At 56.4% G+C, this 25570-nt stretch carries 20 protein-coding genes and 1 pseudogene; 17 read left to right on the forward strand and 4 right to left on the reverse strand.

Annotated elements, in window-relative coordinates; genetic code table 11:
• Positions 1-93: 93 nt before the first annotated feature.
• Positions 94-945: a hypothetical protein gene (locus tag ACXHXG_RS19570; RefSeq protein WP_457900339.1), complete on the reverse strand. Its 852-nt coding sequence runs from the start codon at positions 943-945 to the stop codon at positions 94-96.
• A gap of 734 nt (positions 946-1679) precedes the next feature.
• Between ACXHXG_RS19570 and ACXHXG_RS19575 the strand changes: the two genes are divergently transcribed.
• Positions 1680-3761 (forward strand): prolyl oligopeptidase family serine peptidase, encoded by a 2082-nt coding sequence (locus tag ACXHXG_RS19575; protein ID WP_457900340.1) that lies wholly within the window; start codon positions 1680-1682, stop codon positions 3759-3761.
• 199 nt (positions 3762-3960) lie between these two features.
• On the opposite strand, the gene ACXHXG_RS19580 is transcribed toward ACXHXG_RS19575, so the two are convergent.
• Positions 3961-4926, reverse strand: coding sequence for a phytanoyl-CoA dioxygenase family protein (locus ACXHXG_RS19580; protein ID WP_457900341.1), 966 nt, complete (start codon positions 4924-4926; stop codon positions 3961-3963).
• A 962-nt stretch (positions 4927-5888) separates the two neighbouring features.
• On the opposite strand from ACXHXG_RS19580, the gene ACXHXG_RS19585 reads away from it, so the two are divergent.
• From ACXHXG_RS19585 to ACXHXG_RS19640, 12 genes are all read left to right on the forward strand, one after another.
• Positions 5889-6863 carry a LysR family transcriptional regulator gene (locus tag ACXHXG_RS19585; RefSeq protein ID WP_457900342.1) on the forward strand — a complete coding sequence of 325 codons (975 nt, stop codon included), beginning with the start codon at positions 5889-5891 and terminating at the stop codon, positions 6861-6863.
• Positions 6864-7473: 610 nt separating this feature from the next.
• The gene (gene nifH / locus ACXHXG_RS19590) at positions 7474-8367 is read left to right on the forward strand and encodes a nitrogenase iron protein (protein WP_283054731.1); all 894 of its coding nucleotides are present in this window, start codon (positions 7474-7476) and stop codon (positions 8365-8367) included.
• Positions 8368-8470: 103 nt separating this feature from the next.
• Positions 8471-9973 carry a nitrogenase molybdenum-iron protein alpha chain gene (gene nifD / locus ACXHXG_RS19595; RefSeq protein WP_457900343.1) on the forward strand — a complete coding sequence of 501 codons (1503 nt, stop codon included), beginning with the start codon at positions 8471-8473 and terminating at the stop codon, positions 9971-9973.
• Between the two features lie 125 nt (positions 9974-10098).
• Complete coding sequence (gene nifK, locus ACXHXG_RS19600) at positions 10099-11640, forward strand: nitrogenase molybdenum-iron protein subunit beta (protein ID WP_457900344.1); 1542 nt, start codon at positions 10099-10101, stop codon at positions 11638-11640.
• The gene (gene nifE / locus ACXHXG_RS19605; protein ID WP_457900345.1) at positions 11624-13198 is read left to right on the forward strand and encodes a nitrogenase iron-molybdenum cofactor biosynthesis protein NifE; all 1575 of its coding nucleotides are present in this window, start codon (positions 11624-11626) and stop codon (positions 13196-13198) included. Before nifK ends, nifE begins: the two co-directional genes overlap by 17 nt.
• Entirely contained in the window at positions 13198-14589 is a 1392-nt protein-coding gene (gene nifN, locus ACXHXG_RS19610) for a nitrogenase iron-molybdenum cofactor biosynthesis protein NifN (protein WP_457900346.1), read from the forward strand. The genes nifE and nifN overlap by 1 nt, the downstream gene beginning before the upstream one ends.
• Positions 14555-15055 (forward strand): nitrogen fixation protein NifX, encoded by a 501-nt coding sequence (gene nifX, locus ACXHXG_RS19615; RefSeq protein ID WP_457900347.1) that lies wholly within the window; start codon positions 14555-14557, stop codon positions 15053-15055. The genes nifN and nifX overlap by 35 nt, the downstream gene beginning before the upstream one ends.
• A gap of 12 nt (positions 15056-15067) precedes the next feature.
• On the forward strand, positions 15068-15556 hold the full coding sequence (locus tag ACXHXG_RS19620) for a NifX-associated nitrogen fixation protein (protein ID WP_457900348.1): 489 nt from the start codon (positions 15068-15070) through the stop codon (positions 15554-15556).
• Between the two features lie 26 nt (positions 15557-15582).
• Complete coding sequence (locus tag ACXHXG_RS19625; RefSeq protein ID WP_457900349.1) at positions 15583-15786, forward strand: CCE_0567 family metalloprotein; 204 nt, start codon at positions 15583-15585, stop codon at positions 15784-15786.
• The gene (gene fdxB / locus ACXHXG_RS19630) at positions 15783-16112 is read left to right on the forward strand and encodes a ferredoxin III, nif-specific (RefSeq protein ID WP_457900350.1); all 330 of its coding nucleotides are present in this window, start codon (positions 15783-15785) and stop codon (positions 16110-16112) included. Before ACXHXG_RS19625 ends, fdxB begins: the two co-directional genes overlap by 4 nt.
• A 15-nt stretch (positions 16113-16127) precedes the next feature.
• Positions 16128-16391 carry an exopolysaccharide production repressor protein gene (locus ACXHXG_RS19635; RefSeq protein WP_457900351.1) on the forward strand — a complete coding sequence of 88 codons (264 nt, stop codon included), beginning with the start codon at positions 16128-16130 and terminating at the stop codon, positions 16389-16391.
• A 362-nt stretch (positions 16392-16753) separates the two neighbouring features.
• On the forward strand, positions 16754-17767 hold the full coding sequence (locus tag ACXHXG_RS19640) for a 1-aminocyclopropane-1-carboxylate deaminase (RefSeq protein ID WP_457900352.1): 1014 nt from the start codon (positions 16754-16756) through the stop codon (positions 17765-17767).
• Between the two features lie 292 nt (positions 17768-18059).
• Here ACXHXG_RS19640 and ACXHXG_RS19645 read toward each other — a convergent pair whose 3' ends face one another.
• The gene (locus ACXHXG_RS19645; RefSeq protein ID WP_457900353.1) at positions 18060-18770 is read right to left on the reverse strand and encodes a winged helix-turn-helix transcriptional regulator; all 711 of its coding nucleotides are present in this window, start codon (positions 18768-18770) and stop codon (positions 18060-18062) included.
• A 362-nt stretch (positions 18771-19132) separates the two neighbouring features.
• Here ACXHXG_RS19645 and ACXHXG_RS19650 point away from each other — a divergent pair, with 362 nt between their 5' ends.
• The 3 genes from ACXHXG_RS19650 (at position 19133) to ectB (ending at position 22941) form a co-directional block, all read left to right on the forward strand.
• Positions 19133-20056 carry a hypothetical protein gene (locus ACXHXG_RS19650; protein ID WP_457900354.1) on the forward strand — a complete coding sequence of 308 codons (924 nt, stop codon included), beginning with the start codon at positions 19133-19135 and terminating at the stop codon, positions 20054-20056.
• A 379-nt stretch (positions 20057-20435) separates the two neighbouring features.
• Entirely contained in the window at positions 20436-21422 is a 987-nt protein-coding gene (locus ACXHXG_RS19655; RefSeq protein ID WP_457900355.1) for a helix-turn-helix transcriptional regulator, read from the forward strand.
• A 244-nt stretch (positions 21423-21666) separates the two neighbouring features.
• Positions 21667-22941, forward strand: a complete 1275-nt coding sequence (gene ectB, locus ACXHXG_RS19660; protein WP_457900356.1) for a diaminobutyrate--2-oxoglutarate transaminase — start codon at positions 21667-21669, stop codon at positions 22939-22941.
• 161 nt (positions 22942-23102) lie between these two features.
• Here the strand turns inward: ectB and ACXHXG_RS19665 are convergent.
• Positions 23103-24088, reverse strand: a pseudogene (locus ACXHXG_RS19665) (IS3 family transposase); the annotation flags it as partial.
• Positions 24089-24581: 493 nt separating this feature from the next.
• Between ACXHXG_RS19665 and ACXHXG_RS19670 the strand changes: the two are divergent.
• Complete coding sequence (locus tag ACXHXG_RS19670) at positions 24582-25475, forward strand: MurR/RpiR family transcriptional regulator (protein ID WP_457900357.1); 894 nt, start codon at positions 24582-24584, stop codon at positions 25473-25475.
• Positions 25476-25570: the final 95 nt, after the last annotated feature.

Genomic DNA, 25570 nt, shown 5'->3' on the forward strand with positions numbered 1-25570 from the left:
GGGCCCTCGCTGAGGATACGGACCTCGGGCCTGAAGAAACGGCGATTTAGACTTTAGCGAACTCGCCACAATCAATTATAGCAGCGACCATCATCATGGAGCCAGATTAAGAGTCTCGAAGTGAAACGGGCCGCGCACCCCGGCGGAAAAACGCTCGGCGGCGTTGAGAGCCATCTCTAACCTTTCGCGGGGCGGAGAGCTTGATGATGCAAAGAGCGCGCCCAGTGCTATTTGCTGACCACATCCACAGGCGTCAAATCCATCGACCGGCTCAACAACCTGGTAATCATCGTCAATTCTGAAGAGCCTTCCGGCATAGCCGACGAGGAAGGTGCCGCCGCGCTCAGCTTCGTTCTGCCGCCGTGCGTAGCCGCCATCTTTCAAGCATTGGCGAAGCGCGTCGACGAAATCCGTCACCATGAAGGCATAGACATCCGTTTCGGGATCTCTTTTGGGCGGCTTAAAGGAATGTGCCAATAGCTGGCCCATTCTGAACGAAGAGGTAAACCCGAAGAGAAAGTCCTGGTTGCGGAAAACTTTGCGATCGGCTCGGACGGTAAGCGAATAGCCGGCCACACCAGCGCTGTCGCCCCCGATGTGAACAGATGCGTCGCTGATTAAACCGACAATGCATGTCATCCGCTGCCGCTCCTCCTGTGGGTTCATTTTATAGAATCCAATGTCGCAATAGCAGCCGACCAGCTTTGTCGCTTTGGCTGCCCCAGGCTCAACTGGCAAACAGCGTGCCGACCAGCGCCCCGGCCACCGATCAATCGTGACAGCTTCGCCCGGTCTTACCGCTTTCTGGTTGATCGGCACGATCACCAGGTCTGGGATGAATTGGCGCTCTCTCGCCTGAAACTTCAATAAGTCTTGGCGTTGTTGTTTGATCCGGGGGAATACTGTCGGGTTTGTTCCGTCCGCGACACGGACGTGTTCGGCCAACTGGCGCATCCATGCCTAAACCGCTGGATAGCGGGTCATTTCACGTTCTTTGCGCAGCTGGCATGCCTTTTGAAGTTCCCTTGCCAGGAGGTGACAGGAACGGCCGACCTGTGACGACATCGATCCGATAAAATGGAGGAGAAAGGTATCATGCCAAGTCTGGCGCAGATCCGCATTCAGCTCGAAAGAACCGTTGCCCCGCCTGGCATCGGAACGCTCGATTGCTCGAGTTGGCGGCGATTGTCATAATTACGGCGTCGATCAATAGTCGCCAATGAAGCTTCGCTGGGATTTCAACGGACATGTGCTTACCGGGCTTCGAATTCGCCGGATAAAAGTCGCGCGGGTGCGGCGGTGATCAGCGCTTTTGGCGCCAAATTGCGGACCGCCCGTTTCTTCGCGGCGCCAGCTACGGTTGTTCCTGCGAATGTGAGTGCAGACCCAAGTTCTGTGCGAGCTTTCCGCGAGCCTAGACCGAGCCATCTGACGATTGCTCGGTTCGCGAGGGTCATCGCCTAGCGGCCACGGAGCGGTAACGATTTCTGGCGGGGCCGAATCCATTTGGTCGGCTAAAACAGCCACTTATATGCCGCCTGTTTCTCAACCTCGGAGGCTCGGCAACACCAAACCAGGGCGAAGGCAATACCATCCAGCTCGCCGAGCCAGGTGCCCGCCATCACAGACTTACCAATTCCCCGCACCACGGAGTTTTCTCGATTATGAGTTTTTCGCACATGACTGGTATCGATGCTCGCCCGACACTGAATGCGCCCGATGACGACCCTTATCTCTGGCTCGAAGACATTGATGGCGAGAAAGCCTTGCATTGGGCTACTGAGCAATCGGCGCGAACGCTGGCGCGCTTTGGCGGGCCTCGGTTCGAAGGAGACCGCGACACGCTCGCAGGCATTTTCGACCGTCCTGACAAGATTGCGTGGATCACGCGCCGGGACCGATACCTCTATAATTTCTGGCGAGATGCCACAAACCCGAGAGGCGTGTGGCGCAGAACAACGCTCGCCGCCTATATCACGGCGGAGCCGGAGTGGGAGATCGTCCTCGACTTGGATGACCTCGCCAAGACAGAGGGAAAGGACTGGATATGGGACGGTGCCTCGATCGAACCGGGAAGATGCGAAAGAGCCGTCCTTCGCCTGTCGCTGGGTGGCAGCGACGCTGTCGAGCATCGCGAGTACGATCTAACCACGCGAAGCCTCGTCGCCGACGGCTTCAATCTCCCGGAGGCCAAAGGAAATATTGCCTGGCTCAATCACGACACTCTTTTGCTTTCCATCGCTCTCGGCGATGGCATGGCCACGCGCTCCGGCTATGCGCGCACAGTGCGGTTATGGACGCGCGGCTCGGATCCGCTCGCCGCGCCGGTTATCTTCAAGGCGAGTCCCGACTCTATCGTCGTGTTCGCCTATCTGGATCGTAGCGCCGCAAGCGAACGCGTTTGGTTCATCGAGCGGACCTTTTTCGATACAATCGGCTGGATCGGCGACAGGAGCGGTCCGAATACCCAGATCGATCTTCCCCGAGATGCGAGCTGGAACGTCTTCGGTGATTGGCTGGCTGTGAAGTTGCGTAACGCATGGACGGTCGGAGGGACTACCCATGCGGCTGATGCGCTGCTCGGCATCTCCCTGTCCTCGTTCATCGCCGGCGCGCGTAGCTTCGCTAAGCTATTTGAACCGGGCGAAAGGTGCGCCCTGCAGTCCTTCTTCTGGAATGACGGAAAGCTCGTGGTATCCCTCCTCGACAATCTCGTCCCGCGCTTTGCTATGTTCACGCCCGGACGAAAGGATTGGACGCACCGAACCTTGGACACCATGCCGGCTGCGACGACCGTTCGAGCCTGGCCGTTAGATGCGGAAGTTCACGAGAGCAATGGAGAAATCCTCGTCTCGGCTGAAGATCCAGTGACCCCGCCGCAGCTTCTCTTGTTCAATCTCAACGGAGCGCCGCGGCTCGGCGCCCCCGTCGTCCTGAAACGCGATCCAGACAAGTTCGATGCATCCGGATTGGTGGTCACGCGTCATGAGGCGGCTTCGACGGACGGTGAAATAATCCCCTATACCCAAGTTGGTCCGGAGAACGGAAACGGAAATGCGCCGGTTCACCTCACCGCCTATGGCGGCTACGGCAAATCGGTTCTGCCCCGTTACAAATCCGCGATAGGCAAGCTGTGGCTGGAACGCGGCGGCACGAGCGTGGTGGCCAACATCCGCGGCGGCGGCGAGTTCGGCACCCGGTGGCACGAGGCTGGAAGAAGGGCGGGCAGGCGTCTTGCCCATGACGATTTCGCCGCCGTGGCCGCTGACCTGGTGCAACGCGGTGTCACGCGTCCGGGACGGATCGCTGCCCAGGGCGGCTCAAATGGCGGTCTTCTGATCGCCAACATGCTAACTCGATATCCGGAGCGTTTCGGCGCGCTCTTCTGCACCGTTCCCGTTCTGGACCTGCGTCGTTACACGAAGCTCCTCGCGGGTGCGAGCTGGATTGAGGAAAAGGGTGATCCCGACAAGGCGGAGGATTGGGCCTTTCTCAGTCAAATGTCTGCCTATCACACGGCCGAAGCGGGGCAATCCTACCCGCCCATCCTGCTCGCCACCCGGAGACGCGACGACCGCGTCCATCCTGGGCACGCACGTAAGATGGCTGCAAAGCTACAGGCACTCGGCTGCCCCGCCTACTTCTATGAAACTGAGGTCGGCGGTCATGGCGCCGGCTCGGACAATCGCGAGCAGGCGGCCTTCCTCGCCCTCGGTTACAGTTTCCTTCGCGATGCCATCGGTTTTCCGGAACGTCCATGACTTGTTGAGGAAAGCAGCCGATCGACTTGAAGCGGTGAGGCACTCCCTTCATCATCAGCGATATCATCGATCACTAAGTCGCGCCGCGTGGCAGCAGGGGATGGCTGGCGACGACCGCCAGCTTGACGGTCGGATTGTATTCCAATCGCCGAAATAGAGCTCTGTCAGTAATTGCATCGGCGCCTGAACGGCTGCTCATCTAGCGAAGAACCGGCTCTCCATGGAAACGGCGCTTTGATGGCTTTGAGACGCCAAATCCAACCTCCATCATCAGCCGCGGCCTCTGATTTGCCAAGGTACCCATATGAAAGCCGAAAGGATCTTCGACGAAACCCGAACCCGCTTTTCCGGTCAAAGTGATGGCATTTTCCTCGCCATAGAAATCCAACACCTCACGCGCCGGATGGCCGACGAGCAGAGTCAATTGATGCTTCAAGCGCCGACGGTTGTGGCTGCCGCGCACGTAGACATGCGGGCCAGAATTGCCATCGACGTCGGAGAGATAAAAGAAAAACTTCAGCATCCGCCAATCATCGAGATCGAAGTGAAACTTGAAGGAGGCGCGGCTCAGATCCGCATCCGAGGCATTTTTTGTCGGAAAGCTCCACCATGTCCGCGTGGTGATCAATCTCGCATTGCCGCCGAGATAATGCCTTGCCACGTTAAGAAGCAGCGGGTCTTGCTGAACGGCAACGACAGCATCACATCGTAACGCCCGTTCGTAATGGTGGCCACTCAGTATCGTCCGGCCAAACCACCGCTCGGCTTCGATATGGTCGCTGGCCAAAAAGTCAAACCTTCGGTCGAAATTGCCGAAGCAAGGAGTCTCATTCCCAAAACGGGCAATTTCCTCGTGGATTGCGGTGGGAAGCGTCAATCCGGCAAATAGGCCACTTTTTCTCAATTCGGCGGCGATCGCCTCTGCCTTGAGGTCGCCAAACATCGAGGGCTTGCGACTTTCCTGCTGGGGCGCTTTTCTTGCGGTCAGCCAATGTGCCTTGCGGAACGGCATCGTGCGTGCCAGCAGGAACATTGGCAGCCAAGCCGGGTTCTCCCGCATATCAGTGAGATAGGTTGGTATTCGAGACACAACCCGGCGAAATACCCCGCCGTTGCGCGAGATCGTTTCGAGATCCTTCGGGTTAGAGTTTGCGGAGCTGAGCATTCGATGGCCTTTCATGGATGATAGAAGTTCCTCCTGCGGGCAAGAACCTTGGACTCAATACGGTGTAGTCTCGACTGAGCGTGTTCCTGTTGATGCTACGAAATCCAGTGACGGACCGACGGAATGTGCAAAGGCGGTATGCTCTCGCACGCCGCCTTTGCTGGTCTTATCCAGGGAGGATCCGTTCAAGGGAATGTGTCGTTGCTCCCCTTATGGAAACCAGATTTCACATTAGGCTCGGTCGGACCTAGCCCAATGAACGGAAATCGGGAGCACCGACTTTGATTGCATGACCGAACATCAATTTCCCTAAAGTTTGTTTCGGCGAATACGTTCAAAGTCGGGGACATAGGGACCTTACTCCAATGCCCCACAGGTTTGGCAAATCTATTGTTTAGATAACGCTTATTTACGACATGGATAAATCAAGAAACAGCTCCGCAATTTCAGGGACTAAGACCCGTTCATGATGCCGATCGAGACCGGCATTTCGTTACGGCATTTTCCTGTTGAAGACTCCCCCACCGGATGTCGGATCGCCAAGGCGTTCACGAGTGGGGATTGAGCGGATCCTGCACGGGAGCGTGTTCCGCAACTGCACGTGTTGCCATATTCGCTAGTAGTCGAATCAAGCGATTGTTTTGCCGCGATTGCGTGAGTGGAAGCCCTTGTGCCAAGCTGCCGGGTTGGCCCGAAATTTTGTCCAAGAAAGCGCGCTTGCCTTGGGAGGTTTCGACGTCTTGCCGTCTAACGAGCGCCTTAAGGGGTTGCCGGGTTAAGGGGTTTGTCACGCCCAATGTGGTTAGACCTCAGAGTTCCAACACTGTTTACTCGATCGTTTCGGGCGACCCCATGCAAATGCGCGCTCGATCTACTTGATTTCGGCCAATTTATATCCTTTCAATGGGCACGATGATCGATGGCGTGTATGGCATACCTCCACGCCGTGGATGAAGGAAAACATGCGTTTCAAGGGTCTTGATCTAAATCTCCTCGTCGTGCTCGACGCCCTCATGACCGAGCGCAACCTTACAGCGGCGGCACGAAGTATCAATCTCAGCCAGCCAGCCATGAGCGCGGCCGTGGCGCGGTTGCGGGCGTATTTCAACGATGATCTCTTCACGATGGTTGGCCGTGAACTTGTCCCAACGCCACGTGCCGAAAGGCTTGCCGTGACAGTCCGGGAGGCATTGCTGTATATCCAGCTCTCCGTTATTGCCTGGGAACCGTTCGACCCCGCTCATTCGGATCGCTGCTTCAGGATCATCCTCTCCGATTACGTCACACTCGTGTTTCTTGAAAAGGTCCTGGAGCGTTTGGCGAAGGAAGCTCCTGCCGTCAGCTTCGAGTTTCTCCCTGTTTCAGACGACTTCGATGAGCTGCTCCAGCGCGGCGACATCGACTTTCTCATTATGCCGGAAGTGTTCATGTCGAAGCATCCTCATGCGGCACTGTTCGACGACATATTCGTGTGCGTAGGGTGCACTACGAACAAGAAGCTGTCAGAGCCGTTCACGTTCGAGCAATACATGTCGATGGGTCATGTTACGGTCAGGTTTGGAAATAGCCGCCGGCCCGCCATTGACGAGTGGTATTTGCGCGAGCGGGGTTTCAAGCGACGTATCGAGATCATGGTGCAATCCTTTAGCATGATCCCACCCATGGTGTCGGGTACCGACCGTATAGGGACAATGCCTCTGCGGCTGGCGCAGCATTGCGCGAAAATGACACCCCTACGGATCATGGAGCTTCCGCTTCCGATCGCCACATTGACAGAGGCTCTCCAATGGCCCGCGCTTCACAATAGCGATGCGGCAAGCCTTTGGATGCGGGAGACATTAATTCGGGAGGCGGCCCGGATGGCTCCGCCGCCGACTGCGGAACGTCAAGATGCTCCGGCAATGAAGCCCAATCGTCCGAAAGTTTATGCCGGATGAATGCCCGGCTCGCTTGAAGCGGCTGCGATGCACTTAAACCTTCCAAGCTATTGGGCAAGTGAGCCTGTCCGCGACCGGCCACCAAGAATATTGCCAGCTCGCCTGGATCCCTGCGCTTACCGCTCAGTCTAAAAACGCATAAATCGCCAAGGCTGGTCTGATCAGTTTCGTCTGTGTCGCGCCGCATGGATATGCCGCTTTCGATCCCTGGAGCAATGATGCGGCGCGACAAGCAGTTGGGTCTCAACTGATTTAGCGTTGTTGCGAGGCAGAATCGGGTGCTTCGCCACTGGCACGATTTGATGTGGGATTGTCTCCAATTTTGAAAGTTCTTCGGTCCTGCTGTTGATCGTTGCTAACCTCCGACACCCAACGATCTCCAGACAGCACCCGTTTACTGCGACACCTTGCGTCCGATTTGTCGGGCCCGCGACAAAGGCTTGTCCAGTTCGCGCACATGTTTGGCGCGGCTAAATAGCTGAAAAACAATCAAGAGAGTTTCCCACCACGTCGCCCGTCAACTTGGCACGCGTTTTGAAACGCTTCTTGGCGGGCGGCGCGAGCTGCCGACCGTACTCCGCGATGGATGGAACGAAAGAAGGAAGGCAACATGTCAGATTTGCGTCAAATCGCATTCTACGGCAAAGGGGGCATCGGCAAGTCCACCACCTCCCAAAATACGCTCGCAGCCCTTGTCGATCTCGGGCAGAAGATCCTGATCGTCGGCTGCGATCCCAAAGCCGACTCCACCCGCCTCATCTTGAACTCGAAGGCGCAGGACACCGTCCTGCATCTAGCGGCAGAGGAAGGTTCGGTGGAAGACCTCGAACTCGAGGACGTGCTCAAAATCGGATATAAAGGCATCAAGTGCGTGGAGTCCGGCGGGCCAGAGCCGGGCGTTGGTTGCGCCGGCCGCGGCGTCATCACCTCCATCAACTTCCTCGAGGAAAACGGCGCCTACGACAATGTCGACTATGTCTCCTATGACGTGCTCGGCGACGTCGTGTGCGGCGGTTTCGCCATGCCGATCCGCGAGAACAAGGCCCAGGAAATCTACATCGTCATGTCCGGCGAGATGATGGCGCTTTATGCGGCAAACAACATCGCCAAGGGCATCCTGAAATATGCCCATGCAGGCGGCGTGCGGCTCGGTGGTCTGATCTGCAACGAGCGCCAGACGGACCGCGAAGTCGACCTCGCCGAGGCCCTGGCCTCCAGGCTCAATTCCAAGCTCATCCATTTCGTGCCGCGCGACAACATCGTCCAGCACGCCGAGCTCAGAAAAATGACGGTCATCCAGTATGCGCCGGATTCCAAACAGGCCGGAGAATATCGCACACTGGCTGAGAAGATTCATGCCAATTCGGGTCAAGGGACCGTTCCGACCCCAATCACCATGGAAGAGCTCGAGGACATGCTGCTCGACTTCGGCATCATGAAGACCGACGAACAGATGCTTGCCGAACTTCAGGCCAAGGAATCGAAGGTGGCGGCCGCCCAATAACCGCCGCTTTCGACGGACGCGCCGGCCCTTGACCCGGCGCGTCCTTCCCGAGAACGCGCCTCAGCGCGAGGCGTCATCCGAACCTTAAAAGAGGGCAGGCCCTATGAGCCTCGACTACGAGAATGACGGCACATTGCATGAAAAGCTGATTGCTGACGTGCTGTCGCAGTATCCGGACAAGGCGGCGAAGCGCCGCAACAAGCACCTCAGCGTTGCAACGGGCGGAGAGGCGACCGACCAGGAGGACGACGTCCTTTCCGAATGCAGCGTCAAATCGAATATCAAATCCATTCCAGGCGTTATGACGATCCGCGGCTGCGCCTATGCCGGCTCCAAAGGGGTCGTGTGGGGCCCGATCAAGGACATGGTCCACCTGTCCCATGGACCGGTTGGGTGCGGCCATTATTCCTGGTCGCAGCGTCGCAATTATTATGTCGGCACGACAGGGATCGACACCTTCGTGACGATGCAGTTCACCTCCGACTTCCAGGAAAAAGACATCGTTTTCGGCGGCGACAAGACGCTGGACAAGATCATCGATGAGATCGAGGAATTATTCCCGCTGAACAAGGGCGTCAGCATCCAATCCGAATGCCCGATCGGTCTGATTGGCGACGACATCGAGGCTGTGTCGCGCAAGAAGGCGAAGGAATACGAAAAGACGATCGTGCCGGTGCGCTGCGAGGGCTTCCGCGGCGTATCGCAGTCACTTGGGCATCATATTGCCAACGATTCCATCCGCGACTGGGTGTTCGACAAAACCGACGCCGAGTTCGAGGCGGGTCCTTACGACGTCAACGTCGTCGGCGATTACAATATCGGCGGCGACGCATGGGCCACGCGCATCCTCCTGGAGGAGATGGGGTTGCGCGTGGTCGCCAACTGGTCGGGAGACGCAACGCTTGCCGAACTGGAGCGGGCGCCTAAGGCCAAACTCAACCTCATCCACTGCTACCGGTCGATGAACTACATCTGTCGGCACATGGAGGAAAAGTACGCCATTCCGTGGATGGAATACAATTTCTTCGGTCCCTCGCAGATCGAAGCCTCTTTACGCAAGATCGCCAAGCATTTCGGGCCGGAAATCGAGGAAAAGACCGAGAAAGTCATCGCCAAGTACCGGCCTTTGGTCGATGCCGTCATTGCCAAATACCGACCCCGCCTCGAAGGCAAGACAGTGATGCTCTACGTCGGCGGTTTGCGCCCTCGTCACGTGGTCACGGCCTACGAGGATCTCGGCATGGAGATCGTCGGCACCGGCTACGAGTTCGCCCACAACGACGACTATCAGCGCACCGGACACTACGTGAAAAAAGGCACGCTCATCTATGACGACGTGACCGGTTATGAACTGGAAAAGTTCATCGAGGGTATCCGCCCCGATCTCGTTGGCTCCGGTATCAAGGAAAAGTACCCGGTGCAGAAGATGGGCATTCCTTTCCGCCAGATGCATTCGTGGGATTACTCCGGCCCGTATCATGGCTACGACGGCTTTGCCATCTTTGCCAAAGACATGGACCTCGCCATCAACAATCCAGTCTGGGATCTCTACCACGCCCCCTGGAAGAAAAAGGTCGCGCCGGCTGAGGCGGTTGCGGCCGAATGAGGGCCTGGCCTGTCTTGGAGCAGGGGCAGGCTAGGCTCTCGCCGCGGATTTGATCCGCACACCTCAAACATCTCGACGTTCTTTGCCGCCACCGGTGCGGCACGATGAAAAGAAAGGCGAATACCATGCCGCAGTCGGCCGAAAAAATTCTCGACCACGCGCCCCTGTTCCGCGAGCCGGAATACAGGCGAATGCTTGCCGAAAAGAAGCTGAATTTCGAATGTCCGCACCCGGACCAGATCGTTGCCGATCAAAGCGAGTTCACCAAGACCTGGGAATACAGGGAGAAAAATCTCGCCCGCGAAGCCCTCGTGATAAATCCCGCCAAGGCCTGCCAGCCGCTCGGCGCCGTCTTTGCGGCCGCGGGCTTCGAGCGGACCATGTCCTTCGTCCATGGCAGCCAGGGCTGCGTTGCCTATTACAGGTCGCACCTTTCGCGACATTTCAAGGAGCCTTCGTCGGCGGTTTCGTCCTCCATGACCGAAGACGCCGCGGTATTCGGCGGATTGAAGAACATGGTCGATGGGCTCGCCAACACCTATGCGCTCTACGACCCGTCGATGATTGCCGTCTCGACCACCTGCATGGCGGAGGTTATCGGCGACGATTTGCACGGCTTCATCGAAAACGCCAAGAACGAAGGCTCGGTCCCCTCCGACTTCGATGTTCCTTTCGCCCACACACCCGCCTTCGTCGGCAGCCACGTCGACGGCTATGACGGCATGGTCAAGGGCATCCTGGAGCACTTCTGGAAGGGCAGGGAGCGCAAGGAACCGAACGGCAGCATCAACATCATTCCCGGCTTCGACGGGTTCTGCGTCGGCAACAACCGCGAGCTCAAACGCCTGCTCAACCTCATGGGCGTGTCGTATACACTCATCCAGGATGCATCCGACCAGTTCGATACTCCCTCGGACGGCATGTATCGCATGTATGATGGCGGCACGACGATCGGAGACGTCAAGGAAGCTCTTGGCGCCGACGCGACATTGTCGCTGCAGCACTACAACACCCGCAAGACGCTGGAATATTGCAAAGAGCTCGGACAGCCGACCGCTTCCTTCCATTATCCGATTGGCGTCGCCGCGACCGACGAATTGCTGATGAAAATCTCGGTGATTTCCGGCAAGGATATTCCTTCCGCGATCGGATTGGAGCGCGGGCGGCTCGTCGACGCCATGGCGGACAGCCAAGCCTGGCTGCACGGAAAGAAATACGCGATCTACGGCGATCCAGATTTTGTCTATGCGGTGGCCCGGTTCGTGATGGAAACCGGCGGCGAGCCGATACATTGCCTTGCCACCAACGGCACATCTGCCTGGGAAGACGAAATGAAGGCATTGCTGGCATCCTCGCCGTTCGGAAAGGATGCCAAGGTCTGGGCGGGCAAGGACCTCTGGGCCCTGCGCTCGCTGCTCTTCACCGAACCGGTGGACCTCCTGATCGGCAATTCCTATGGCAAGTATCTGGAGCGCGACACCGGCACGCCGCTGATCCGCCTGACCTTTCCGATTTTCGACCGGCATCATCACCATCGCTTCCCGCTGATGGGCTACCAAGGCGGGCTGCGTGTCTTAACGACAATCCTCGACACGATATTCGACGAACTTGACCGCGAGACGAGCCAAACAGGTGTCACGGATTATTCCTATGACCTCACACGCTAACGGCAAACGATCGGCTCCGCCGCCAAGCGCCTTGCGATCGGCATCCAAGACCGTCGCAAGGCGCTCGCTCGATGCCAGGATCCAGGAGGTCTTCGACGAGCCCGCTTGCGAGACGAACCGCGGCAAAGATGCCAGCATGCGCAAGAAGGGCTGTTCCAAGCCGCTCACTCCCGGGGCGGCAGCCGGCGGCTGCGCGTTCGACGGGGCAAAGATCGTGCTGCAGCCGATCACCGACGTCGCGCATCTCATTCATGGCACGCTCGCCTGCGAAGGCAATTCCTGGGATAACCGCGGTACGGCTTCGTCCGGCCCGACGCTCTGGCGCACGAGCTTCACCACCGATCTTACCGAACTCGACGTCGTGATGGGGCACGGCGAGCGGAAGCTTTTCAAAGCGATCCGCGAGATCAAGGAAACATACGCGCCCCCGGCGATCTTCGTCTATTCGACATGCGTTACGGCGCTGATCGGCGACGACATTGAAGCCGTCTGCAAGCGTGCTGCGGAAAAATTCGGGCTGCCGGTAGTGCCCGTCAATGCGCCCGGCTTTTCCGGCTCCAAGAACCTTGGAAACAAGCTCGCCGGCGAGACGCTGCTCGATCATGTCATCGGCACCGTGGAGCCCGACGATGCCGGTCCCTACGACATCAATATTCTCGGCGAATTCAACCTCTCCGGCGAGTTCTGGCTGGTAAAGCCGCTTCTCGACCGGCTCGGCATTCGCGTGCGCGCCTGCATCCCCGGTGACGCGCGTTATCGTGACATAGCCTCGGCGCATCGTGCCCGGGCAGCGATGATGGTGTGCTCGACCGCCCTCATAAATCTTGCCCGCAAGATGGAGGAACTCTGGGATATTCCGTTCTTCGAAGGTTCCTTCTACGGCATTACCGACACGTCGCAATCCCTGCGGCAGATCGCTGAGCTGCTCGTGAAGAAGGGCGCCGATCCGGAAATTCTTGCGCGCACCGAGGCTCTGATCGCGGAGCAGGAGGCGATTGCATGGAAAAAGCTCGCGGCATACCGTCCGCGGCTTCAAGGCAAGCGCGTGCTCCTCAATACCGGGGGTGTGAAGGCCTGGTCGGTCGCCCATGCGCTGATGGAAATCGGCGTCGAAATTGTCGGCACCTCGACCAAGAAGTCGACGGCCGAAGACAAGGAACGCATCAAACAGATTCTGAAGGACGACAACCATATCTTCGAATCGATGCGACCGAGCGAGCTCTACGACTTTCTCGCAGAAGGCAAGGCCGACATCATGTTGTCGGGCGGGCGCACGCAATTCATCGCGCTGAAGGCCAAAACGCCTTGGCTCGATATCAACCAGGAACGCCACCACCCCTATGCCGGCTATGACGGTATGGTCGAGCTCGTTCGCCAGATCGATCTTGCCATTCACAATCCGATCTGGAGTGAGGTGCGAGAGCCGGCACCCTGGGAATGCCCACCTGTACCGGAGGCTCGAGTGCCAAGCGGGCAGGGTGAGACCGAAACTTTCTGCCCTACAAGGGCGCCGTCGCCACTCTCGCCAGTGGCTTCCGCAACTGGTGAGGAAAGCTGATGGCATGCACTCTCCCGCAGACCAAGTCGGCGGCGGTCAACCCGCTGAAGTCGTCGCAGCCGCTCGGCGCGGCCTTGGCCTATCTTGGCGTCGAAGGCGCCATACCGTTGTTCCACGGCAGCCAAGGCTGCACCAGCTTCGCGCTCGTGCTCTTCGTGCGCCATTTCAAGGAAGCGATCCCCCTCCAGACGACGGCGATGGACGCAGTGGCGACGATCCTCGGCGGCGCCGGCAATCTGGAAGAGGCGCTTCTTAATCTAAAAAAACGCGCCAAACCGAAGCTAATCGGGATCTGCACGACGGCGCTGGTCGAGACCCGCGGCGAAAATTTCGAGGGCGATCTTGCCAATATCAAGTCGGAGCGTGCCGAAGAGCTTGAAGGTACCGAGGTCGTGCTAGCGAGTACACCGGATTTCGACGGTGCGATCGAGGAGGGTTGGGCAAAGGCCGTCACCTCCATGATCGAAGGCATTACGACCCCGGGCGGGCGGTCCCGTGATCTGAAGAAGATTGCGATCCTCCCCGGTTGGCACCTGACGGTCGCCGATATTGAACTTCTGCGCGAAACGGTCGAAAGCTTTGGTCTCAAGCCGGTGATCCTGCCGGACGTCTCTGGTTCGCTCGACGGTACGGTTCCTGACGATCGATGGGTGCCGACCACCTACGGCGGCACGAAGGTCGAGGAAATCCGTGAACTCGGCACCTGCTTCCAGGCGATTGCGATCGGCGAGCATATGCGCACGGCCGCCGCGGCGCTGCAGGCCAAGACCGGCGTGCCTTATGTCCTCTTCGAGCAGCTTGTCGGCTTAAAGGCAATCGACCGTTTCATGACCATGCTGGCGATGATCGCCGGCAATCCTGTGCCGGCCACGGTGCGGCGGCGCCGCGCACAATTGCAGGACGCACTCCTCGACGGTCATTTTCATTTCGGTGGCAAGCGTATCGCGATTGCCGCAGAGCCAGATCATCTCTTTCAACTTGCGACGTTCTTCAAGGGTATGGGCGCTGAAATAGTCGCGGCGGTAGCGACAACCGGCACCAGCTGCATTCTGCAGAAGGTGCCAGCCGACGCTGTGCAGGTCGGTGACCTTTCCGATCTGGAAACCATGGCGCGTCACGCTGGCGGTGACTTGATCGTGACCCATTCCCATGGCCGTCAGGCGGCCGAGCGCCTTGGCGTGCCGCTGATGAGGGTCGGCTTTCCGATCTTCGACCGGCTGGGCAGCCAACATAAGAAAACCATTCTCTACGAGGGCGCGCGCAACTTCCTGTTCGAGGCCGCCAACATTTTCCAGTCGAACTGCCGCCGGCCGAGCCCCGAAGCGCTCAATCCCTTGCAAGATATGGAGGCAAAAAATGACCGCTGTCCGACGACTTTCACTCGTCACTGATGATGGACCGGTACCTGCCCCAGAATGCCCGAAGGGAGTTCTGCGCATTGCGATCGCGACGCAGGACCTGAAGAGGCTGAACGCACATTTCGGATCTGCCAAGCTTTTTGCTGTCTATGACGTCACCCCGGCCGGTTGGGAAATCGTCGAAGCCGTCGATTTTGGCGAAGCAACTGACGAAAGCGGCAAGCACACGAATGACGGCGGCACTGATCGCATCACGATGAGGGTCGAGGCGTTGAAGGGATGTCATCTGCTGTTCTGCCTGGCGATCGGCGGCCCCTCCGCCGCGAAGGTCGTCGCGGCGAAAATCCATCCGATCAAGGTGCCGGAGCCATCGTCCATTGAGGAGGTCCTGACGCGCACCCAGACCATGCTGAAAACTGCCCCGCCGCCATGGCTGCGCAAGGTGCTTGCCGACGCCGGGATGGGTCTCGCCAAGCCGTTCTTCGACGATGAGGATTAAAGGAGATCGGCGATGACTTCGCCCAGCAACCTCGCGAACGCAGTCGCAAATGATGATAGCGACGCAATGACAACGCCGTTCATCAAGCGCCTGGTTCGCTTGGTGAGGGCGCAGGATGCTCATGGGTCGTGGGACGGAAAATCGGACACCGACCTGCTTGCCGATTTCATTGTGACGAAGGAGCAGCGCCGGCAGATGCCGATTATCGGGGACCCCGATCCGGACGTGATTTGGAGGCTTCAGATCTTTTACACCTGTGTTGGGCTTGAAATTGAGGGACACTCCGGTCTCGTCGCCTCCTCGATCGTGACGATGAACCCCGAGGGTTTCGGGCGAGTGGTTCTCACGACAGGGCGCTTGGTCGTCTTGTCGAAGACGCTCCGAGACGTGCATCGGTTCGGCTTCGAGACGCTTCGCAAACTCGCCGAGGCCGGCACGAAATTGGTCGATGATGCGATCGTCGCCATCAAAGCCTATCCCGACGTGGCGCGGGCGCCATGAAATCGGGCTTTTCGAGGAAAAAGATAATGTCAGACATTGTGGAGCAGCTTAAGAAGGTCCGTAAACTCCAGTCACGAGCGGCAACTGCGAAAATGGAGTTGCACGACCTTGCCGAGGACCTCCCGGTCAACTGGCCTAAAATCAAGACGATCGCAGAAAAAACGTTCGACGCATTCGCCGAGCTGAACGCGGCGAAGAAGGAGCTCGCGGTATTGGAGGATTCCCGATGACGGGGTCTTTCGTTACCCGCGATGGATCCAACTGGATGCCGGAGTATCTGACCAACATTGATGGCAAAACTTGCATCGGCTGCGGACGCTGTTTCAAGGTTTGCTCGCGCGACGTCATGCACCTTTACGGCGCCGATGAAGCGGGTGAAATCCTTGGCATCTGCGATGACGAAGACGACGACTTCGATGGCGAGCTCAGTCGTATGATCATGGTCGTGGACCAGGAAGGGCGCTGTATCGGCTGCGGCGCCTGCGTTCGCGTCTGCCCGAAGAACTGTCAGCTTCATATAGCGGCTGACAAGCTCGCTTCATGTGCTGGCGCATAAACCTGGAGAACGACGGTGCCTTTTGCAATTTTTTGTCGCCTCCTGCAACTAATCACGTGCGTCAGCCTTCTAGGCACTTACCTCGTTTCACATTCCATTCTCAGAGCAATGGTCACGACGCTGATTATTTGGCTCCTTCTTCAGGTGGTCTATTTCGCAAGCGTGCTCTTCCTGATGTGGCGAGCGTGTTGCGCTTCAAAGAGGAGCCGGCGGGTTTTGCGGTTCGATGATCTCGAGGCAATGCGCTACCGGCCGGAGCATTGCGAAAAGAAAGACTGAACTACTCCGATGTCCTCCAGCTTGGCTTGCTGGTGCGGTTTGATGCCCTTGAGGGCCGGGAATGGATCAGTTGTGAGCCTCGGGCTACTCGGAAGAGATATTGCTCATCGAGCATGACGTTATTGGAGCAACTACACGAGATGACCCGTCGGCGATCGCTTCCACGGTGTCGCAACCTGAAGAGTTTATTGCTGTTCGGTCGCGTTGACGCTGAAGCGCAGAGCACTGGCCTTCGGGTTGCGTCGTCTCGATGACCAATGAAGGCGAGGGGACAGTGGAATCTTCGGAACTCAGGAGAGTGCCGTCAGTAGCTTAAGGATCGTGCATGACCGACTTCGATTTAAGGCCACATTGGAGAGAAGATGCTGAAAAATTTCGAACGATATCCCCTTACCTTCGGTCCTACGCCTATCGAAAAGCTTGACCGCCTCAGCGAGTATTTAGGAGGCAAGGTGGAGATCTATGCGAAGCGCGAGGACTGTAACTCGGGTCTGGCGTTCGGCGGCAACAAGCTCCGCAAACTCGAATACATCATTCCAGACGCAATCGCGTCCAATGCCGATACGCTTGTCTCCATTGGTGGCGTGCAGTCCAACCATACGCGTATGGTCGCCGCGGTTGCTGCCAAGATCGGCATGAAATGCCTTCTGGTGCAAGAGGATTGGGTACCATATGAGGACGCTGTATACGATCGCGTTGGCAATATCCTCTTAAGCCGGATCATGGGAGCAGAGGTGCGGCTGGTCGATGACGGCTTCAATATCGGCATCCGCAGCAGTTGGGAACGGGCGCTCGACGACGTCAAGCAAAAGGGCGGCAGACCCTATGCGATCCCAGCGGGGGCCTCTGTCCACAAATATGGCGGTCTCGGCTATGTGGGCTTTGCCGAGGAAGTTCGCGCGCAGGAGAATCAGCTTGGTTTCGCCTTTGACTACATCGTAGTCTGTACGGTGACGGGCTCAACGCAAGCCGGCATGGTCGTCGGGTTCGCCAAGGATGGGCGACAGCGCAATGTGATCGGTATCGATGCTTCGGCAACCCCACTCCAAGCCCAGTCGCAAGTGCTCGACATTGCCCGCCAAACTGCAAAGCTCGTCGAACTCGGAAGGGAAATCGCCAACGATGATGTGGTATTGCTCGCGGACTATGCGCACCCCCGTTATGGCATTCCTTCCGAGGAAACGAACGAGGCCATCCGCCTTTGCGCGCGGCTGGAAGGCATAATCACTGATCCCGTCTACGAGGGAAAATCAATGCAAGGGATGATAAATCTCATCAGCGAAGGCTTCTTTTCAGAAGGATCCAGGATTCTTTACGTGCATCTCGGCGGCGCGCCGGCAATCAATGCTTACAGCTACACGTTTCGCACCGGCTGATCCCGTACGAAATAGTCTCATGCGGGCCCTGAAAATTGAAGGTTCCATGGATGCGCCAACAAGCAATAGTACTGCGGGTGCAGCCCTTTTTCCAATCTCAGCAATATGAAAATCCGCTACTATCAGCGACATTGCCATACCGTTGGCAAGCAAAAAATCCTCCGCCGAAAACGCCAAAATCAAGCACTGTTTTAATCACAATGCCTACTCTATTGGGTGCGCCTATTTTGACTGATCAAGACGCAGCCAAATTGGCGCCGCAGACACGGCCAGGTTCAGGCCGATCCCGCAATTACGAATCCGATTTCTCGGAAAGCGCGTAGCCAACAGATCTTACAGTCCGTATCAGATCGCGGTCGCTGTCCCTATTTAGGGCCGCGCGCAAGTTACCAATGTGAACATCGATGGTGCGAGGCCCGATATGAACGGTATGCGGCCAAGCTGCATTCTTTAGTTCATCTCGCGAGTACGCCCGGTATGGGTTTCTCATAAAGTGCTCCAGCAGGCGGAACTGGGTTGGAGCGAGATGAATCGTCCGGCCGTTTCGGCGCACACGATGCGTGGCCACATCCAATTCAATGTCCTGAAAGGCAAGCAGTTCTTGATGCCTTGGAATGGAACTCCGACACGAGCCTTCCAAGATTCTGCGGATGCTTGTGAGCGCTATCTCTCGCGATCGGCTAACATGCTCATTGTCATCGAAGGCGAGCCTGTCTTGTTGAGTTACTTCATCAGCAACCTCCGCAATCGCAATGATCGACATTGACCGCGCCCGAGAAAGACGCAGGCGAATACAGAGCGTCTGCGTCTCAACGTCAGAGAAATGCATCCCAAGAAACACCACATCTGGCGTCGCCTCTTGCAAGTGTTTGGCAAGGGCGTTCCCATGGCTGGTATTGATGTACTTACATGCGCATTCCAAGAACTGACCAGAGCAATCGTCTGGTGCATTGATCAGCACCGCCGCTGAGTGGAAATCCCGATTGGTATCGTCCTTCGACATCGCGTGAAATCCTCGAATGAAAGTTCGGCCGACCTTCAGGTTTTTTCGCCAACAGAGTTTGCGCTTATCTCCAAAATCAAGTTTGTTGAATTGCGGCTTGCGCCGAAGCCTTCCATTACGGCACGTCAACGAATGGGTTTGATCCTGGAGGGAGTTCACTCATCAGTCGGCGATTTTGCAGATAACCGTGCACGCGTCGTGCCAACGAAAAGATTGTTTTGAAACAATCCCATGGCTGTAACACTGAGCGCACATGTTCGAAATCTCGGACTTGGGCGCTTTGCCACTAAAGCAAAAAATACTCAAACTGAATCTGAAGCCAGCGACTTCGCACTAATACGCGCTTTCGGTTTGGCGAAGAAATGGATGTGTCAGCGGCAGGAGAACAGCCATGCACCCTTGATGCGGACCATCTATTCGGCTTGAGGATCTATGATGCTTTCGCCGTCGCCGATGGCTGCGCACAGCGTTTGGACATGAGCCTCGAAGAGGCGCTGATCCACCGCCCAGTCAACTATCTGATTAGGGAGTGGATCGAGGACGATGCAGAGTTAGTCTTATCGTATGTGCACAGTCCGAGGGCACTGCTAATGGAGAAATGTGCGATCGTTATCCCAGGCCCCCGACATATTAAATTAACTGCAAAAGAGCGCTTCTCAGCGCGCGCAGTTATGGTCGGCGGCACGTCCGTTCTGCAACGTTTATTATCTCAATTGGCACGTGTTGGCGTGCAAAAGACGATTATCCTTGGACTAGGAGGCATGGGCGAGGTCGACCATCGTTTCTGTCACGAGCTGTATGGTATGGAACTCCGCGTACGCCCACTGCGCACGCCATATCCGGGACGCCTTATTGACGTGGCAACGGCAGAGGAAGTTGCTGACGTCAATGGGGTCGTTCTGATATTTACCGAGGATATGGCGATCAGTTTCACGATGCTGGAGCGCTTGGTGCGGTCATCATATCGCAACATTGTGGTTGTTGGCCAGTTACTCGGTAAACGATCGCTACGAGTGCTGACGGGCAAAGCGCAACGCCTTACAGCAATTATACCCGAAGGCTCCGACAGCAATGAAAGTGGGTCTGCAGATTTGAGCCTCGTCGGCGTTTATAAATTTGACGCGGCGTTAGTTCGGAGGATTGCGCGGAGGCGGCAACGTCGCTCGCATGACGATCCGGAGTTCTTTGAAGCAGCCTTTGGGTTTCACGGTCATCCAATCTATGTCATGTGTGCCGATCCGAGCGAAATGACGGTGAACAACGACATCCATACAGCCAGATTTTGAGTGCCGCATTTGAAGAACCTCGCCCAACGCTTTTCCTTCCGCGCACGCAATCTTTGATGCCCCAGATGCGGTCCCTGTTTTCGAAATGCAAAGCTTGGTGCCTGACACAAAATTGCGCGTATGCCAAACCACCGAGTTGATTCCTTCTTTCTTCGAGCACTTTCATACATAGAACGTCGCGAAGTTGGGGACTCACAACAGACACTATTGTCAGGTTTGTCCAGCCTGAGCGCGGCGTACTCGGCTGCTTTGCTGCTGCATTTTACATAAACGGCTAAAAAAATTGGTAGAGGCTCTGTGGGGGTTCTTTTCAGCAAGATTGGCACGACTCTTGAACTACGGAATTCCGAGCCCTCGGAAAAAACGGGAGGAAAGCACGATGTCAGCTCTTCCACAGCCCGCTTTCAAAGCTTTAGCGATAACGTTCGCCGAAGGCTCGGAGAGCCGTGGCCGCTCAGGGCCAGCGACGTCACGCACTGACGACAAAATGGCGTGCCATTATTTGACCGAGAGCGAGAATCGATTGTTTAGGGACGGTTGCGGTTCCACTCAAGTGAGTAAGCAGACCGGCCAAGTTGCCGATGTGATTTCCTCGGACCTCTCGCCGCCTTCTCAAGCTATAAACAGAGGGGAATTTGCAGTCCAGTTCGGCCGATTTCTTGACCAGACACATGGCATCGCTCAGTCTAAACAGTTATTTGAGCACTTATCAGCTTTCGCTCTGAATTTCGGCTGTACGTGGATAGCCTACGGTCCTCTTACAATCGAGCGCAGGGTTTTACAGCCGGTTCGACGCCCTGCACTTGAGATCCTGAACTATCCTGATGAATGGCAGAAGCGATGTCTCGAAATGGGTTATGATCGGAAAGCTCCCATTATCAAGGAAAGTCGAATGCGATCAGGCCCTATCCAGTGGAGGGAGGCATACGTTGGCCCTAGCACAACTCCAAACGAACGGCGTATCTTCGACGAGGCTGCAAGCTTTGGCGTAAGGTCAGGCATTACTATTCCCTTGCGCAGCTCGGCTGGAAGCTTCGCCATCATGAGCTTTGCCCAGCAAATTGAGCGTGAATACCACCACAGGGCAATCGCCTACTTACAACTTGCGGCGATACATTTCCATCTGAGACTTGCAAATGTCGCGGATTCGAATCCCATGGAGAAAGTGCCTGAGCTCTCGCTTAGGGAGAAAGAATGTATTCTCTGGGTAGCACGGGGAAAGTCGTCATGGGACATAGGAATTATTATGAGTATATCCGAAAACACTGTTAATTTTCACATTAAAAACGTCATGCGAAAGTTGGACGCTGCCAGTAGAACGGTCGCGGCTATTAAGGCAATAAATCTCGGATTTATCGAGCTGTAGGAGGCGATTGTTCGTCTCTAGGCGGCAGTGCCGCCACTGCCGCAGCTCTGTTTTCCTGCGACAGGCCAATAATAAGCAAATAGGAACACTATCATTCTAGGTAGGAGCACAGTTAGCAATGGTCATATAGAGTTGCGGAAACTTTCCAAAGGGACGCCGGATTTCGAGGCGTTGCTGAGATTTCGCGGTAATTGGCGTCAAGGGTGCAGGCGCTGGGTCATGGCATCTGGTTGAGGAAATAATCGTGAGTAATGACCGCATTTCCAATTCCCTATTTGCTTTTGAAACCTTCGAATCGAACGTGCGATCCTATTCACGATCATTCCCCGTGGTGTTCACGAAAGCGGCAGGAGCCATCCTCGAAGACGAAAATGGTTGTGCGTTCATTGATTTTCTTTCCGGCGCGAGTGCCCTTAACTACGGTCACAACGATTCGTACATCCTAAGTGCTGCCGTGGAGTACCTGCAGTCAAATCGGGTTATCCATGCGTTAGACATGGCTACGTCAGCGAAAAGAGAGTTTATGGAGCTTTTTGACGAGCTGATTTTGCGCCCGCGTGATCTCACATACAAATATCAGTTTGTGGGTCCCACTGGCGCCAACGCCGTCGAGGCAGCTTTGAAACTTGCACGCAAGGTCACTGGACGCCACAGCATCGTCTCATTCACCAACGGTTATCATGGGGTGAGCCTGGGCGCGCTTGCAGTAACTGGTAATCGATACTTCCGAGACGCGGCAGGTTTTCCTCCTTTCGGCGCGGTGTTCATGCCTTACGACGGTTATTGGGGCCCTGATCGGGATACTACGGAATATTTAGACAAAGTGCTTGTCGACGGTAGCAGTGGGGTCGATTTGCCGGCGGCCGTTATTCTTGAAACCGTTCAGGGTGAAGGCGGCATCAATCCTGCGAGCAGAAACTGGCTGCAGTCGCTCGAGCGGCTTTGCAGGAAGAACGGCATCCTCCTGATTATTGATGACATTCAGGCGGGCTGCGGACGAACTGGCGATTTTTTCAGCTTTGAGTTTGCGGACATTTCTCCAGACATCGTTCTTTTGTCGAAGTCTCTCAGCGGTTGTGGGCTGCCGCTGTCACTCTTGCTGCTCAAACCCGAATTTGACGTCTGGCAACCAGGCGAACACAGCGGAACCTTTAGGGGCAACAATCTCGCACTCGTGACAGCGACCGCTGCTTTGCGAAAATACTGGACAAATGAAAAGCTATCTAGAGAAGTTGTCGAAAAAGGATGCATTCTGAGAGAGCGCCTTCAGCAAGTCGCCCAAAGCAACCGAAATTCCAACATTACCGTACGTGGAAGGGGCATGATGGTGGGGCTCGACTGCAGTACGGGCAAATTGGCGGCGCAAATCGTGCGTAAAGCCTTTGAAGACGGGCTTGTAGTAGAGCGATGTGGCGCGGAAGATCACGTTGTTAAGCTTCTTCCTCCATTGACAACTGAACGGCAGGCCTTGCAGCGTGGCCTGGATATTCTGGAGAAATCCGTTCACTCAAGCGTGTAAAGCTATGCTTGACTCTGGAGGCATGGCAGAGCCAAAGCGATCAGGCGAAGGCATCGATTGTGGTTTGGGGGCACCGGGGCTCGTCTACGGATCGCGCAGCCGCAGGGGCGACTTGCAGGCGCAACGCGTCGTTGGAGTTGCCCCATAAAAACCGGACAGGATCAGGTTTCTGTTTGACGGTTTAGGAACTCACGAGGCGACCGATACCCCAATGCGGGTGACGGGTGTTGTAGTGTTCGAACCAAAAAGGCAGTTGAGTGATGACGGTTGCGGCGTCCGGTAACGGGTTGACCGAGACGTAGTCCCGCTTGAAGGTTTTGACGAAGGCTTCGGCCATACCATTCGACTGCGGGCTTCGAGCGGGTGTCGAGCAAGGCTCCATGCCGATATCGATGAGCAGCGCTTTCGTATCCTTTGCGATGAAGCAGGAGCCGTTGTCAGTGAGCCATTCTATGGGCTTTGGAAGGGTATTGATGCGACCGAAACGGTTTTCGACGGCGGTAATAACAACGTCCTGAACGTCCTCGCTCTTGATGCCTTCGGTGGTCGCGACATGTGCAATGGCCTCGCGATCGCAGCAGTCGAGAGCGAAGGCCACGCGGACCGTTTCCTTGTTGTCGCAGCCGATTTCGAACCCGTCAAAACACCAACGCAGGTTGGATTGCTCGACAGCGACACGGCCATCGTGGCGGCGAGTGCCGATCGCGCCGGTATGACGCTGAAGCAGCATCCCGTGAACCTTCAGCACCCGGTAGACGCGCTTGGCATTCGGCCATGGGCGGTTTTGGTTGAGGGCGTTACGGCGCAGGGTCGCGTGAACCCAGCGATATCCGTAGGTCGGCATGCCGTCGATGATCGTCTTGATCTCATCCACCAGTTCCTGATCGGCGAGCGGCGGCCGCCCTTGGGCTCTGGAATGACGTTGTTTCACACGTTCCGCAATATTGGATCGGGCAATACCCAAGGTCTCGCACACTGCCGTCATCGCGAAACATCCTTCGGCAACGAGAGCGAGCGCAACAGGTGTTTTTTGACCCTGATACTATCTCGAGCACTTCCTTGAGGATTTCGCCTTCCATCGTCTTCTTGCCGAGGAGGCGCTAGTCAGCGCACCCTGCGCTGCAAGCTTGCGCCAGGCGAATAACTGGCGGAGGTTTCCTAAGACGACGCCGAAAACCGGTCAACGGGCGCTCAGTTTTGTCGGATTCCCGACACGGAATGTTCGGTCCTGCACCCCATCCTCACCTAAATAGTTGAACGGTGGAAATAGGCTCTTCTTTAACCGATACTGCGTAGTTGGCACATATTTTGCTTTCTCTTTATTGCGAAGCAATGGATTATCGATCTTAACGTCAAGGTCGAGTTCATGATGGTAGGATGTAGAAGACAGCGTGTCACACTCGAGTAACTCCAATGTTCGGCGCTGTCTTGGTTCTCATGATGATGTTGTGCGCCGGGTCGACACACATGGCCTTATTCTTCAAGAAAGATTCAATCAAACCAGCTCCCGGGAACGCTGCAGCGCTTGGATGAGCTAGCCACCACGGGTTGTTTGAGGCGTCGCGAAAACGGCGGCCTTAAAATTCATAGGCCAACCTTTGTTGCCTAAGCATTTGCCCAATAGACTTCAGGAAGTAAGAATGGATTTTCCCACCACACGTCTCATAAAGAACAGCTATGAGCGATTTCCTCGGCAAATGAAGGTCGCTGCGCGTTGGTTGGTTGACCATCCGACAGAGGTCGCACTGCTGTCAATGAGGGAGCAGGCACGCCGAGCACGAGTGCCTCCGGCAACGTTAACGAGACTTGCAAAACGCCTTGGCTTCGATGGTTTCGACAAATTAAAGGAGGCATTCGCCGATAGCGTCAGGGATCGGCCGGAAAGCTTCGGTGGGAGTGGAGAGGAGTTATTGGCACGAGGGGAGATCGGGGGCGATGGCGTCCTCATATGCGATACAGTGAATGCTTTGCAGGGTCATCTAAGCAGGTTCGCGCAGCCGTCCGCGATTGCCGCGTTGGCGGCAGCAGCCGACCTAATAGCGGAGGCGAAACAAATTTTTTGCATCGGCCGCCGTTCAAGCTTTCCCATCGCCTATCTAATGCACCATGTTGGATCATTGCTTGGCTCTCCCACAACATTGATCGATGGGATGGGCGGTGCCTCCGATGATGCGCTTCGGTCTGTCGGCCCAGAAGACATTTTGCTAGCGGTCACAGTCAACCCTTACACTCGCTTCACAGTACAGGCAGCCGAGTTTGCCGTATCCCGTGGTGCAAAACTCGTCGCTTTGACGGACAGCGAACTGTCTCCAATCGCCAAGATTTCTCAAGCGGTAATCCGCGTTCGCACCGAAGTTCCTTCATTTATTCACACGATGACTCCGGCATTGGCCGCAGTAGAATGTCTCATGGAACTGGTCGCCGCGAGACGCGGGAGCTGCGCTCTTCGAGCTCTGGCTGACCATGAAGAACAACTTATGGAATTCGACACTTATGTCCTGAAGAGCGGCGTCGGCAAGAACTCTCATGACTAAAGAAGAGCCGGAAATTTGAACCGCTCGTTTCCGCCCAGCAGATCGCTGAACTCTATCGCATCGAGGCTGAGTTGCGTTTGTTTCCCCTATCGATT

The organism is Rhizobium sp. LEGMi-198b (assembly GCF_054114205.1).